11 protein-coding genes are annotated in these 12,015 nt (G+C 68.2%); 2 read left to right on the top strand and 9 right to left on the bottom strand.

Annotated elements, in window-relative coordinates; all coding sequences use genetic code 11:
- Positions 1–9: 9 nt before the first annotated feature.
- Positions 10–753 (bottom strand): amino acid ABC transporter ATP-binding protein, encoded by a 744-nt coding sequence (locus ACF1B9_RS27690; RefSeq protein WP_391740770.1) that lies wholly within the window; start codon positions 751–753, stop codon positions 10–12.
- A gap of 123 nt (positions 754–876) precedes the next feature.
- On the bottom strand, positions 877–1,317 hold the full coding sequence (locus tag ACF1B9_RS27685; RefSeq protein ID WP_376277006.1) for a DUF6278 family protein: 441 nt from the start codon (positions 1,315–1,317) through the stop codon (positions 877–879).
- Positions 1,318–1,903: 586 nt separating this feature from the next.
- Between ACF1B9_RS27685 and ACF1B9_RS27680 the strand changes: the two genes are divergently transcribed.
- Together ACF1B9_RS27680 and ACF1B9_RS27675 are read left to right on the top strand one after the other, a co-directional pair.
- Positions 1,904–3,082 (top strand): Cmx/CmrA family chloramphenicol efflux MFS transporter, encoded by a 1,179-nt coding sequence (locus tag ACF1B9_RS27680; RefSeq protein ID WP_391740705.1) that lies wholly within the window; start codon positions 1,904–1,906, stop codon positions 3,080–3,082.
- A 218-nt stretch (positions 3,083–3,300) separates the two neighbouring features.
- The gene (locus tag ACF1B9_RS27675) at positions 3,301–3,543 is read left to right on the top strand and encodes a mycoredoxin (protein ID WP_391740769.1); all 243 of its coding nucleotides are present in this window, start codon (positions 3,301–3,303) and stop codon (positions 3,541–3,543) included.
- Between the two features lie 18 nt (positions 3,544–3,561).
- Here the strand turns inward: ACF1B9_RS27675 and ACF1B9_RS27670 are convergent, their stop codons facing one another.
- The 7 genes from ACF1B9_RS27670 to ACF1B9_RS27640 form a co-directional block, all read right to left on the bottom strand.
- Entirely contained in the window at positions 3,562–4,341 is a 780-nt protein-coding gene (locus ACF1B9_RS27670) for an exodeoxyribonuclease III (protein ID WP_391740704.1), read from the bottom strand.
- Positions 4,342–4,389: 48 nt separating this feature from the next.
- Complete coding sequence (locus ACF1B9_RS27665; protein ID WP_391740703.1) at positions 4,390–5,037, bottom strand: MBL fold metallo-hydrolase; 648 nt, start codon at positions 5,035–5,037, stop codon at positions 4,390–4,392.
- A 12-nt stretch (positions 5,038–5,049) separates the two neighbouring features.
- Positions 5,050–6,363 carry a 4-carboxymuconolactone decarboxylase gene (gene pcaC, locus ACF1B9_RS27660; protein WP_391740702.1) on the bottom strand — a complete coding sequence of 438 codons (1,314 nt, stop codon included), beginning with the start codon at positions 6,361–6,363 and terminating at the stop codon, positions 5,050–5,052.
- Between the two features lie 444 nt (positions 6,364–6,807).
- Entirely contained in the window at positions 6,808–7,785 is a 978-nt protein-coding gene (locus ACF1B9_RS27655; protein ID WP_391740701.1) for a terpene synthase family protein, read from the bottom strand.
- Positions 7,782–9,146 carry a cytochrome P450 gene (locus ACF1B9_RS27650; protein WP_391740700.1) on the bottom strand — a complete coding sequence of 455 codons (1,365 nt, stop codon included), beginning with the start codon at positions 9,144–9,146 and terminating at the stop codon, positions 7,782–7,784. Before ACF1B9_RS27650 ends, ACF1B9_RS27655 begins: the two co-directional genes overlap by 4 nt.
- A 61-nt stretch (positions 9,147–9,207) precedes the next feature.
- Complete coding sequence (locus ACF1B9_RS27645) at positions 9,208–10,767, bottom strand: prenyltransferase/squalene oxidase repeat-containing protein (RefSeq protein WP_391740699.1); 1,560 nt, start codon at positions 10,765–10,767, stop codon at positions 9,208–9,210.
- Positions 10,768–10,814: 47 nt separating this feature from the next.
- Positions 10,815–11,894 (bottom strand): polyprenyl synthetase family protein, encoded by a 1,080-nt coding sequence (locus ACF1B9_RS27640; protein WP_391740698.1) that lies wholly within the window; start codon positions 11,892–11,894, stop codon positions 10,815–10,817.
- Positions 11,895–12,015: the final 121 nt, after the last annotated feature.

Here is a 12,015-nt window from a genome sequence, read left to right as displayed (position 1 = left end):
GAGCCCCCGTCAGTGCTTGAGGATCTTGGACAGGAAGTCCTTGGCGCGGTCACTCTCCGGAGCGGTGAAGAACGCCTCGGGAGTGCGGTCCTCGACGATCCGGCCGTCTGCCATGAAGACCACGCGGTTGGCGGCGGAGCGGGCGAAGCCCATCTCGTGGGTGACGACGACCATGGTCATGCCGTCCCGGGCGAGCTGTTGCATGACCTCCAGCACCTCGTTGATCATCTCCGGGTCGAGTGCCGAGGTGGGCTCGTCGAAGAGCAGTGCCTTGGGGTCCATGGCGAGAGCGCGGGCGATGGCCACACGCTGCTGCTGGCCGCCGGAGAGCTGGGCGGGGAACTTGTCGGCGTGTGTGGCGAGTCCGACCCGTTCCAACAGCTCCCGGGAACGCCGGTCGGCCTCGTCCTTCTTCCGCTTGCGGACCCTGAGCTGGGCGAGCGAGACATTGGCCAGCACGGTCTTGTGCGCGAACAGGTTGAACGACTGGAAGACCATGCCGACTTCGGCACGGAGCTGGGCCAGTCCCTTGCCTTCCTCCGGAAGCGGTCTGCCGTCGATCGCGATCCGGCCCGACTCGATGGACTCCAGCCGGTTGATGGTCCGGCACAGCGTCGATTTACCGGAGCCGGAGGGGCCGATGACCACCACCACCTCCCCGCGGCCGACGGTGAGATTGATGTCGCGCAGTACGTGCAACTGTCCATAGAACTTGTTGACGTCCCGCAGCTCGATCAACGGATCGACGGCCATACGCTGCCCCACCCACTTGTCGCTATGTCGAGGTCAGCGCAAACTATCCAGCGCGAAAAGGGACTTCACTCCCGACACGCACAAATGGGGCATAAGGCGTCTTATTTGGTTTTAACCAAAGCGCTACCCCTCGGCCGACTCCGAATAGACCTGCGAGAGCTCGGGGCTGCCCGCCATCGCCCAGTCCAGCCCGGCCTCGACCACGTCGATCTCCCGCCCCGAGGCGAGCCGCACGACGGGCTGCCCGCTCGGCCAGATACTCCAGACCGCACCGGGGACGTTGCGTACCAGGACGGTGCCGAGGTAGAGCCCCGCGTCGTTGCCCAGCCAGGGCAGTTCCTCGGGATCGTCGCGCCAGCGCGGCGGCAACTGGTCGAGTGCCGCCAACGAGGCCGGACTGTCATCGAGTTCGAGCCCCCGCTGCCCCGCCCGGACACGCAGCAGCTCGCACTCGGCGAGAAGCTCGGCCACGCCCTCCGGATCGGCCGCGACGGCGGCGGCGAGCCCCGTCCCTCGCGTACCGTCGTGACGCTTACGCCAGTTGTCCAAGAAAGGGATGTTCATACCACTCAGGGTCGCACCCTCGACGTGCTGCGCACCACAGGGCGCGCGGTCTGTCGTTCGAGTGCCGAACCGGATGCGCGCGCTCCTGCCGCGCGCCGAAGTGCGCGCCGTCCGCGACCACTCGGGGAGGCACACGGTCGCGCGCCCCCTCGCAACCGCCCGCGCGGCGGGTCCCGGCCCGGCACAAAGTCGCCGTCACCGCGGGCTTCACGGCGGAAAACAGGTGGAGCCGGAGGATCCGAGCTGGTAGTTTCGCGATCATGTCCAGCCCCGAGTCCGACAGACACTAGCCACCGGTCCGCCGGTGGCCGAATCGTCGGCGAACCGATCCCGCACGGTCGAGTACCGGTCGCGAGGTCGTTTCGGCCCGGCTGCCGCCGCCGGACCACCGCAGTGTGGGCTGCGTCTTCCCGTACGCGCACGTGACGTATCCCTGCGCGGATTCTCCGGCTCCGGCTCCTTGCGCGTCGCCGGGTTCCGTCCATGACCACCATGGACGTTCTTCCGCGTTGCCGCTCGTCATCACGTTCGGGCGCGGCCCACACCCCCTGTCTGGTCCATCCATCAGCCGTCCATGGGGTTCCTCATGCCATTCGCTGTGTACGCGCTCGGGCTCGCCGTCTTCGCCCAGGGCACATCCGAGTTCATGTTGTCCGGTCTCGTCTCGGACATCGCCGCCGACCTCCACGTATCCATTCCGGCAGCGGGGCTGCTGACCTCGGCCTTCGCGGTCGGGATGATCGTCGGAGCGCCCGTGATGGCGCTCTTCAGCCGCAACTGGCCGCGCCGCCGCGCGCTGCTGTTCTTCCTCTGTGTCTTCAGCGCCGTCCATGTCGTCGGCGCGCTCACCCCCGGCTACGGGGTGCTCCTCGCGACCCGGGTGGTCGGGGCGCTGGCGAACGCCGGCTTCTGGGCCGTGGCACTGGTGACCGCGGTTTCCATGGTCGGCCCGGAGGCCCGAGCGCGCGCCACGTCCGTGGTGGTCGGGGGCGTCACCATCGCGTGTGTGGCCGGAGTGCCCGCCGGTGCGGCCCTGGGCGGGCACTGGGGGTGGCGGTCGGCGTTCTGGGCCGTGGCCCTCGTCTCCGTACCGGCCGTCGTCGTGATCGCCAGGACGATTCCGCAGGAACGGCCGAAGGCCGCCCCCGCGCGCGCGGGCGTCGAGCTGCGGACCCTGGCCCGGCCACAGCTGCTGCTCACCCTCCTGACGAGCGCCCTCGTCCAAGGGGCGACGTTCTGCGCGTTCTCCTACTTCGAACCGCTCGCCACCCATGTCACCGGGCTCGGTGACGCCTGGGTGCCGGCCCTGCTCGCGCTGTTCGGCCTGGGCTCGTTCGTCGGGGTGACCGCCGCGGGCCGGCTCGTCGACGCACGGCCTCTCGCCCTCACCACGGCCGGCCTCGTCTCGCTCGCCGTCGGCTGGACCGGTTTCGCCCTGAGTGCGGGGAGCCCGTTCGCGACGATCTCGCTCGTCTTCGTCCAGGGGCTGCTCGCGTTCGGCACCGGGACGGCTCTGATCTCATGGGTGTTCCGGCTGGCAGCCGACGCACCGACCCTGTCCGGCTCGTTCGCCACGGCCGCGTTCAACGTGGGCGGCGCGCTCGGCCCCTGGTTCGGCGGCCTCGCGATCGATGCGGGACTCGGCTTCCGGTCACCACTGTGGGTGAGCGCGCTGCTGATGGTCCTGGCACTGGGAACCGCCTGGGTGTCACTGGGAACGCGCCGGGCCGTCGACCGCGGTCGGGACGGCGTTCCCGCGGTGTGACCGCCGATGGATGAAGCCCCGCCCGGCGCTGAACGGGCGGGGCCGTCCTGATCACAGCAAGCAGCCAGCGAGCGGGACAAGGACATGGACCACCGTATCGGCGGCCACTGACAAAGGCGCCGTAGGCCGGGGTCCGCCATCCTTCGGAGCCGACGGCGCACTAAAATCTGCCGCACACACGCGAACAGGGGGATCCAGTGACCGAGGACCGCGATGGCATGGTCGTCTACTGGCGGCCCGGCTGCCCGTACTGCATGAAGCTGCGCCTGCAACTGCGGCTCACGAAGTTGCGGTACACCGAGGTGAACATCTGGCGCGACCCCGAAGCGGCGGCTTTCGTCCGGTCCGTGGCGGACGGGAACGAGACCGTGCCGACGGTCACCGTGGCAGGCAGGCCCATGGTGAATCCGTCCAGGCGCCAGGTGCTGGAGGCCGTCCGCGCGGGGGCTCGGCAGAAGTGAGCCCCGGCGGGCAAGCCGTCAGAGATCCAGGTCCACGACGACCGGGGCGTGGTCGGACGCGCCCTTGCCCTTGCGCTCCTCGCGGTCCACATAGCTGTCCTCGACCGCCGTGACGAAGGGCACATTGCCGTAGACCAGGTCGATCCGCATGCCCTTGTTCTTCGGGAAGCGCAGCTCGCGGTAGTCCCAGAAGGTGTAAGGACGGTCGTACTTGAGCGGGCGGGGCATGACGTCGGACAGCCCCTCCTGGCGCAGAGCGGCGAGCGCGGCCCGCTCGGCGGGTGTGACATGGGTCGCGCCCTCGAACAGCGCCGGATCCCATACGTCCTCGTCGGTCGGGGCCACGTTGAAGTCGCCCAGGACCGCGAAGGGCTGCGAGCCGGCGGCGTCCGCCGCGACGGATTTCTGCAGGGCCTCGAACCAGCGCAGCTTGTAGGCGTAGTGCGGGTGCTCGATCTCGCGGCCGTTGGGCACGTACACCGACCAGACACGGACCGGGCCACAGGTCGCGGAGATCGCCCGGGGCTCCTCCACTCCTTCGTACCCGGGGCCCTCGGGCAGCCCCTTGACGACATCGGCCAGGCCGACCCGGGAAACCAGCGCGACCCCGTTCCACCGGCCTGTGGCATTGACCGCGGATTCGTAGCCGAGCTCGCGGAGCGCGTCGGCCGGGAACTGCTCGGCGGTGCACTTGGTCTCCTGGATGCACAGCACATCCGTGCCGGTGCGCTCCAGCCAGGCCAGCAGCCTCGGGAGCCGGACGGTGATCGAATTGACGTTCCAGGTGGCAATGCGCATGTACGTAAACCTAGCCGCTCCCACTGACAGTCGCCGGACCGGTGCCGGTCACAGGCCGGTCGAGTCCCCCGGGGTCAGCCGGCCGTGGTCGGTGCGGCCGAGGCTGCCGATCTGGGTGTCGTAGATCGGGCGGGCCAGATCGGTGAGCAGTGCGTCGTGGATGTCGATGGCGCGGCGCGGCCCGACCTCGCGTACGTAGTCGATGACCTCCGAGATCTTGTTCCAGGGCGCCATCACCGGCAGCATCAGTGTGTCGACCGGCCGGTCGGGAACGGTGAGGGCATCGCCCGGGTGGAAGACGGAACCGTCCACCAGGAACCCGATGTTCGTGATCCGCGGGATGTCCGGATGGATCACCGCATGAAGTTCGCCGTGCACCTGTACCTCGAAACCCGCGGCGGAGAAGGTGTCGCCGTGACCGACGGTGTGGACCCGGCCGGGGTAGGCCGCGGCAAGCCGGTCGGCGACACTGCGCAGGGTCCAGATCTCGGCGGCCGGGTTGGCCTCCATGCCGGCACGCAACCGCTCCTCGTCGAAGTGGTCGGGGTGCTCGTGCGTCACCAGCAGCGCGTCGGCGCCGACGGCGGCGTCCTGCTCCGAGAAGCCGCCCGGGTCGATGACGAGGGTCTGCCCCTCCTTCTCCAGGCGGATGCAGGAGTGCGTCTTCTTGGTCAGTTTCAGGTGCACGGGGTTCATGGCCCCATCCTGCTACGGACGGGGCGTCGTTTCTTCCTGAATCACGGTCTGGGCGATCGAGAAGGCGGCGCTCGCGGCCGGTACGCCGCAGTACACGGCGGTCTGCATCAGCACCTCCTTGATCTCGGCCGGGGCGAGTCCGTTGCGCAGTGCGGCCCTGACGTGCGCGGCCAGGCTCTCCAGACGGCCGGAGGCGACCAGCGCGGTGAGCGTGACACAGCTACGGGTACGGCGGTCCAGGCCCTCGCGGTTCCACACCTCGCCCCAGGCGTAGCGCGTGACCAGCTCCTGGAAGTCACCGGTGAAGTCGTCGGCGGCGGCCATGGCCCGGTCCACATGGGCGTCGCCCAGCACCTCGCGGCGCATCTTCATGCCGGGCTCGTACGGGTCGGTGCGTCCGGTGGCCCCGGTCTCGGGCTGTGCGGTGGCGGCGGTGATCTCCGCGACGGGCAGCACGGGGGCGGAGAGTTGCGGGGTGTGCGGCGGTACGGGGATGGCGGCGAGAGTGTCCTGCCAGGCCGTGGAGAAATGGGTCAGGAGCAGGTCGGTGACGGCTCCGGGCTGCTCGACCGGGGCGAGGTGCGAGGCGCCGGGGACGAGGGCGAGCCTGGCGTCCGGTATGCCCGCGACCAGAGTGCGGGCGTCTCCCGGCCCGGTCACCTGGTCCTCGGCACCGACCAGGACGAGGGTCGGGACGGTGATGCGGCCGAGTTCACCGCGGATGTCGAAGGCGGCGAGGGCCTCGCAGGCGGCGATGTAGCAGCCGGGGTCGGTGGTGCGGACCATCTGGACGGCCCACTCGACGATGGCCGGCTGGGCGGCGGCGAAACCGGGGGTGAACCAGCGCTCCGGTGCGGTCCGGGCCATCGGCTCCAGACCGTTGGTACGGACGACCACTCCGCGCTGGCGGAATTCGTCGGCGCTGCCGAACCGGGGCGAGGCTGCGACCAGGGCGAGTGAGGCCACCCGGTGCGGGTGACGCAGTGCGAGGTCCGCGCCGATCGCGCCGCCTATGGAGCAGCCCGCGTACCCGAAGCGCTGGACGCCGAGTCCGTCGAGGGTGGCCAGCAGTCGGTCGGCGAGCTCGGTGACGGCGGAGGCCGGGCGGGCGGGTGCACCGCCGTGGCCGGGGAGGTCGAAGCGGAGCACTCTCCAGTGCTGGGTGAGCTCCGGAATCTGCCGGTCCCACATATGCCATGTGGTACCGAGATAGGGGCCCAGGACCAGCACCGGTGCGTCTTCTGGCCCGTCAAAGCGGTATTGCAGGGTGTTCGGTGGTGTTTCGCTCACCCGTCTGACCCTCTCATGTATCACGAAATCCCACATCGCCGGGGCGAACCAAGCGGGCCTTGTCCCTCTCGCGACGACAGGTCCGGCACTGCCGGAACCCTCGAGAGTCCAGGTACGTGTTCTCCGGCGTGTACTCGTGGCCGTGTCGACAATGGGTCCTCCCGGCGCGCGCCCTCTCCCAGTTTCTACGAGCGAGAGCTTCCTCCTTGGTCACGGGGCAGACCCGGTCCTGACCGTCCACCCGGCCATCACCCCCGATCGCCGGCCGCCCGCCGGGGATGTCCTGGACAATAAGCACGCCCGACTGGTGTTCCAGTGGCCCGGGCGTGACGCCCGGCTCCCGGCCCCCGTTGAACGGACAGAAGCCGTCACCGCGGCCCGGGAGGGCGTCTGAATCGTCCGGCTCAACAAACCGTCCCGTTCGAACAGAATTGTCCTCGCTATCGATACAGCACGGCTTCTCGACGCATAGGGACGTGGCTAACGCTTGTAGCGGGCGTGCCCTATGTGCCACACGTAGGAGGCTGCGATGCCTTCCATGGCGCGAGCGTGATCCGGTAGCGAGTTATTGCCGTTGACGGTGAGTTCGGTGATTCGAAGGCGTGCGGTGGAGGCTTGGTCTTCACACATGCGGGAGGCCAGGCGGAACGCCCCTTCGAGGTCGCACTCATGGTGTCGGATCAGCAGTGTCGGCAGACTCAGGGGAGTTGAGACACCGCGACGTGTCTCCTTCCCGTACGAGGCAAGGTCGTTGATCCACCCGGCAAGGTTGGCAACGGCCTTCTCAAGTTCCCGCACCGCTGCCGAGGCTCGCTGGTCCTCGGTGAGTTCGTACCTGAGCGCGACTTCCGCGGTCGCCATAACGGTCCGGACGAAGACTGTGTGCGGGCGCATCGCGCAATAGTCGCTCAGGGTGACCTGGTCGGGCCTGTCGAGGTGATGGGCTTCCCAGAGGATGCCGAAGAGGTTGTCTCTCAGGTGCGCGGTGAGCCGTAGGTACTGCGTGGATGTGGCCCGTTCCCGGAACCGGCCAAGGAGGTCCCGTAGGGCGGCGGTGTAGACGGTGTCCTCGCCTGCCGACTCGTCATGCCCGGTGAGGAGGTGAACACATTGACTGATGTGGTGGACCAGGCGGGTGGTGTCGCGGGCTCCTACGGCCTCGCCGTGTGTGTCGTCGAACGCGGTGAGCCACAGGAAGAGATCGGCACAGAGGAAGACGCCGTCCCGGTCGGCTGTCGGGAGGAGGCGAGCCACCCCCTGGGCCGTGATGTTGCAGAGAGTCTTCAGCTCGCTCGGTGAGCGGACCAGGGGGAAGGTACGGAGCCAGTCGGCGGTCTGCCGCTCGATGGCCTCGGCATACGGGCTGGTTGCGAACGGGCCGGGAAAGGAACCTCCGAGGTCCGGCATCGGGAGGGCGGCGCTGGGCCCAGGGGCCGAAGTGAGGGGAGAGTCGTTCATACCGTGCTCTCCGTGACCGCGTGCTTTCTGGGCTCGGCGATCATGTCGAGGGATGAGGGATGCACGGTGATCTCTGGAACCGGCCGGACGGTTGCGCCGGGTACCGGCCGCAGCCGCCAGCGTGACGCAATGAGCGCCGTGATGACGACAGCTTCCATCAGGGAGAACTGGTCGCCGATGCACATCCGCTTGCCGGCCCCGAACGGAACGAAGGCTCCCCTGGGCGGCTGAGGGCGCTCGGGCAACCAACGATCGGGGTCGAAACGCAGCGGGTCGGGGTACAGGTCCGGATCTCTGTATATCGCGTACGGGCTCCACATCACGTCTGTCCCCGCAGGCAGATTGAACTGCCCGAGTTGGACGGGTGAGATGGTCCGTCGGGTCAGGATCCAGGCGGGGTTGTGCAGGCGCAGGGTCTCGTCGATGAGCCTGCGGGTGAAGGTAAGCCGGGGTATGTGCTCGGCGGCGAGCTCATCTCCGGCAAGCACGGTGTCGACCTCTTCGTGGAGCCTGTGCTCCAGTTCCGGGTTGCGGGCGATCTCGTGGAACAGCCATGCGAGGGTGACCGCGGTGGTCTCGGAGCCGGCGGCGAGCAGGGCAGTGATCTCCGCGGTGATCTCTTCGTCGCTCAGGTTTCCGCCCGTCCCGTCCTGGGCGGTCATGAGGAGCGAGACGAGGTCGTCGTACGCGTCAGGATTCGCCCGGTGGTCGGCGATGATGTCCGCGATGGTCTTGCGCAGGACGGCGTTGGCGGCCCGGGCTCTGCGGTTGCCGGGGGTTGGCAGTCGCTCCAGTGCGGAGATGGGCACCATGGCGTGCATGAGGGCAGCCTTGAAGACCGTGTCGACGCTGTCGAGGATCGTCTGCGCCGGCCCGCGCTCCGGGTTCGAGGAGAAAAGTGCCGCCATGACGACCCCCTGGGCCATGAGCTGCATCTCGTTGGACACGTGGAGGATCTCCTGGTCGCGCCAGGCAGAGACGGAGGGTTCCGCTGTGGCCCGCATGGTCTCGATGTAGCCCTTGACGTGTTCACGATGCAGGGCGGGTTGCATCAGGCGGCGCCGCTTCAGGTGCGGTTTGCCTTCTGCGACCGGCAGGGGGTCTCCGCCGAAGATCTTGAGTTTGTCGAAGAGCAGTCCCTTGTTGAAGTGGTCGGACTTGCGGGTGAGCATCTCCTGGAGCAGCTCAAACGAGTTGATCACAGTGATCGTCTTCTTCGGGCCGATGACGAGTTGCACGATGGGCCCGTAGGTGCGCAGGCGTTGGACGTAGGCCAGGCGGTCCCTGAGCAGAGGCAAGGCATGCCCGATGAGCGGTATCCGACCAGGGGCGATCGGCGCAGTACGTAGGTCGGCAGTCATATACCTGTCCTTTTCCCTCGCTTGTGGTTCTGTGTGGTCCCTGGGTGCGATGGCGGTCTGCTCAGCTGCAACGGGTGCGCAGCCTCTCCCGCGCGGCGAGCACCTCCGCTTCGATCAGAGTTGTGGGCGCATACAGGGTTTTGTCGTGCCACAGGGCGGGGTGTTGGTGGCTGGGGTGCGAGGCGGCCCGCAGGTATGTCTCGGCCAGGTCCAGGGCCCGGGTGAGCTGTGGCTGCGGTGTGGGGGTCGCGGCGCTCAGTAGGATTTTGACGGCGTATGCGGTCTCTTCGACGGTGCTGCCCCACACGCCCCAGGAGCCGTCGGTGCGCTGAGTGTCAATGGTCCACGCGGCGGCCCTCTGGACGGCGCTGGATGCGTGCTGCCTGCCGTACTGTGCGAGTGCGGTGACGCTCCGCTCGGTGGCGTAGTAGGGGGAGGCATGCCATTTGTCGGTCCAGTGGCCTTCGGGTTGCTGCTGGCCGGCCAGCCAGTCGCACAGTTTCGCCGCTCGGGGGCCGTATGTGTCGTCTGCCGTCGGGCAGTGCCTCAGGTAGCTGACGAGGGCCTGGAGGGCGTGGGCGTTGGCGGTGACCGATCCGGTGTCCTCGCCGATGTAGCAGTCGTAGTGGCTGCCGTTATGGAACGGGTCCAGCGGTGCCGGGTCGTGCGGCAGGCCGACGAGCGAGGCCACCAGCACTGACATGGCGGTGTCGTCGGCATCGGTCATGAGGCCGGGCGCACCGCGCACGCCTTGAAGGTCGTAGATCTCCTCGGCCCATCCGCAGACCGTGGGAAGAGCGGCAGTGGGCAGGTGGGCGCGCGCCAGCGCGGCAGCGGCCCAAAGCCGTTCGACCACGCGCAGGGGTGCGGCCTCGGGGAAGAGTCCGCCGTAGCGCTGCGCCACTGCGGAGAGGTCGGCGACAGCCTGAGCGGTGGTGGCAGGTGACCGCGTTGCGCGTGCCGCGGTGGCGGCCGGCGAGCTGCCCAGCAGGCCTTCGGCATCAGGAACGAGAGCGGACGGTATGTAGCTGTTTATGCCCTCGAACGTGTGGTGGAACTTGACGGGCAGGCTGCCTTGTGACTCGTACCGTCTGGCCACATGAGCAGGTGCCGACTCGTGGAAGCCGTCCGGAACCGGCAGGCGGAAGCTGTCGACGTGCGGCATGTCTTTGCTGGTGGTCAGGGAGTCCAGCTTCTCGTTGATCTCGGCTACCAGGCTGGGTACGAGTATTTCTGCTGCAGCCGTGTCCGGCCACGGGCATTTTGGTGGCAGTGCGCGTAGTACGTCGAGGCCTTTGTTCGCCGCGGTCGTGAGCCGGCCGGTGACCTCTGCGGACGTGGTGCCCCTTCGCAGGACCGCCAGCGCGGCCTCCACCGCGCTGAGTGTCGGCAGGAGCCGGTAGGGCAGCGGCCCCTCCCCCCAGCTGCCGTCAGGCGCCTGCTGTTCCAGCAGGTACGCGATCCGCCGTGGCTCCCCAGGCAGCCACGGCGCCGCCGACAGGACGCGGGCCGTCTCGTACAGGGAGGGGCGGACGCTTCCCCAGCTGTCCTGGTCGGCCCTGGCCACCAGGCTGGTGGCTCGTTCGGCGTAGGACGTGCCAATGGGTGTGCTGATGCTCATGGGGTGACTTTCTCCTCAGGATTCTGATCACGCTGTGCGGCAACGCCCTATGACTGCCTGGCTGTTGCGTCCAGTGCGAGCCGGCGCAGGGCGGCTGTGGCACTTCCCGGGAACGGAGCGTCGTCCAGGGCGGCGAGGGCGGCCGTCCGTCGCGTGGTGATCATTTCCTCCACGGTCTGCCGGGCGCCGGTAGAGTTCAGGACCGTGCGGATTGCGGCGGCGTGTTCATCGTCGAGGTCGCTTCGGCCGACGAATTCGCGCAGCGTTTTCAGTTCGGCCTTGGAGGCTCGCCGGACCGCGAGTGCCATCAGGACGGTGGCCTTGCCCTCGCGCAGGTCATCAAGTACTGGCTTGCCTGTCTTGGCGGGATCACCGAAGACCCCGAGCAGGTCGTCCCGCAGCTGAAACGCTTCTCCTAGCGGTATGCCGAAGGCGGTGCAGGCATCGAGTACGGGAGGGGTCGCTCCGGCCACGGCCGCCCCTATGTGCAGAGGCCGCTCAATGGTGTATTTAGCCGTCTTGTATCGAATGACGCGCAATGCCGTATCCACGTCGCCAGCAAGACGGCCGGTGGTCTGCAAGTCCAGGAGCTGGCCGTACATGACTTCGCTCCGCATTTCGGCCACCAGGGGCCGTACCTGTGCCAGCCGCCCCGGGCCGAGGTCCGCTGTGTGGAGGAGTTCATCGGACCACACCAGGGCCAGGTCTCCGAGGAGGACGGCCGCGCCCAGGCCGTGTGCCTCGGCCCTGCTGCCCGGGCCGCCGCTGTCGGTATAGGCGGTGGCCAGTGCGCGATGGGCGGACGGCTGGCCGCGGCGGATGTCGCTGTCATCCATCACGTCGTCGTGTACCAGGGCGAACAATTGGAAAAGTTCGAGGCTGGCGGCAGCACGAACGGCAGCAGTCATGTCGCCTGTTGCTCCGGCGGCTTGCCATCCGTACAGGCACAGCAGGGACCGCAGTCGTTTTCCGCCAGTCAAAAATCCGCGCAGGGCGGTGGTCAGGTAGAGCAGCTCTGCTCCTGGCGCAGCACGTTCCTTGGTGTCCAGGAACCCGGTCAGAACCGCTCCCACGTTCTGTCGTAGGGATGCGAGGTCGGGGAGTTCCGTGGGAAGTGTTTGTGTCACCGGCGGTTGATCCTCTTTCGTTCGAGACCCGTTGCTGCGGTTCCGTTCTTGCAGAGGACGGAGCCACCAGCACGTGTCTTCTCGCCAGGGCTGTCGCGGTGGTGTCGGCGAGCACCACCGC

It is taken from the genome of Streptomyces sp. NPDC014727 (assembly GCF_043083485.1).
Taxonomy (GTDB): Bacteria; Actinomycetota; Actinomycetes; order Streptomycetales; family Streptomycetaceae; genus Streptomyces.
This window is presented reverse-complemented; position numbering and strand designations above follow the sequence as displayed.

Excerpts from the sequence above, each read along its gene's own strand:
- ACF1B9_RS27680 (WP_391740705.1), top strand. The coding sequence starts at position 1,904 with ATGCCATTCGCTGTGTACGCGCTCGGGCTCGCCGTCTTCGCCCAGGGC.
- ACF1B9_RS27685 (WP_376277006.1), bottom strand. The coding sequence starts at position 1,317 with ATGAACATCCCTTTCTTGGACAACTGGCGTAAGCGTCACGACGGTACG.
- ACF1B9_RS27665 (WP_391740703.1), bottom strand. The coding sequence starts at position 5,037 with ATGAACCCCGTGCACCTGAAACTGACCAAGAAGACGCACTCCTGCATC.
- ACF1B9_RS27650 (WP_391740700.1), bottom strand. The coding sequence starts at position 9,146 with ATGACTGCCGACCTACGTACTGCGCCGATCGCCCCTGGTCGGATACCG.
- ACF1B9_RS27675 (WP_391740769.1), top strand. The coding sequence starts at position 3,301 with ATGGTCGTCTACTGGCGGCCCGGCTGCCCGTACTGCATGAAGCTGCGC.
- ACF1B9_RS27670 (WP_391740704.1), bottom strand. The coding sequence starts at position 4,341 with ATGCGCATTGCCACCTGGAACGTCAATTCGATCACCGTCCGGCTCCCG.
- pcaC (WP_391740702.1), bottom strand. The coding sequence starts at position 6,363 with ATGTGGGATTTCGTGATACATGAGAGGGTCAGACGGGTGAGCGAAACA.
- ACF1B9_RS27645 (WP_391740699.1), bottom strand. The coding sequence starts at position 10,767 with ATGAGCATCAGCACACCCATTGGCACGTCCTACGCCGAACGAGCCACC.
- ACF1B9_RS27690 (WP_391740770.1), bottom strand. The coding sequence starts at position 753 with ATGGCCGTCGATCCGTTGATCGAGCTGCGGGACGTCAACAAGTTCTAT.
- ACF1B9_RS27655 (WP_391740701.1), bottom strand. The coding sequence starts at position 7,785 with ATGAACGACTCTCCCCTCACTTCGGCCCCTGGGCCCAGCGCCGCCCTC.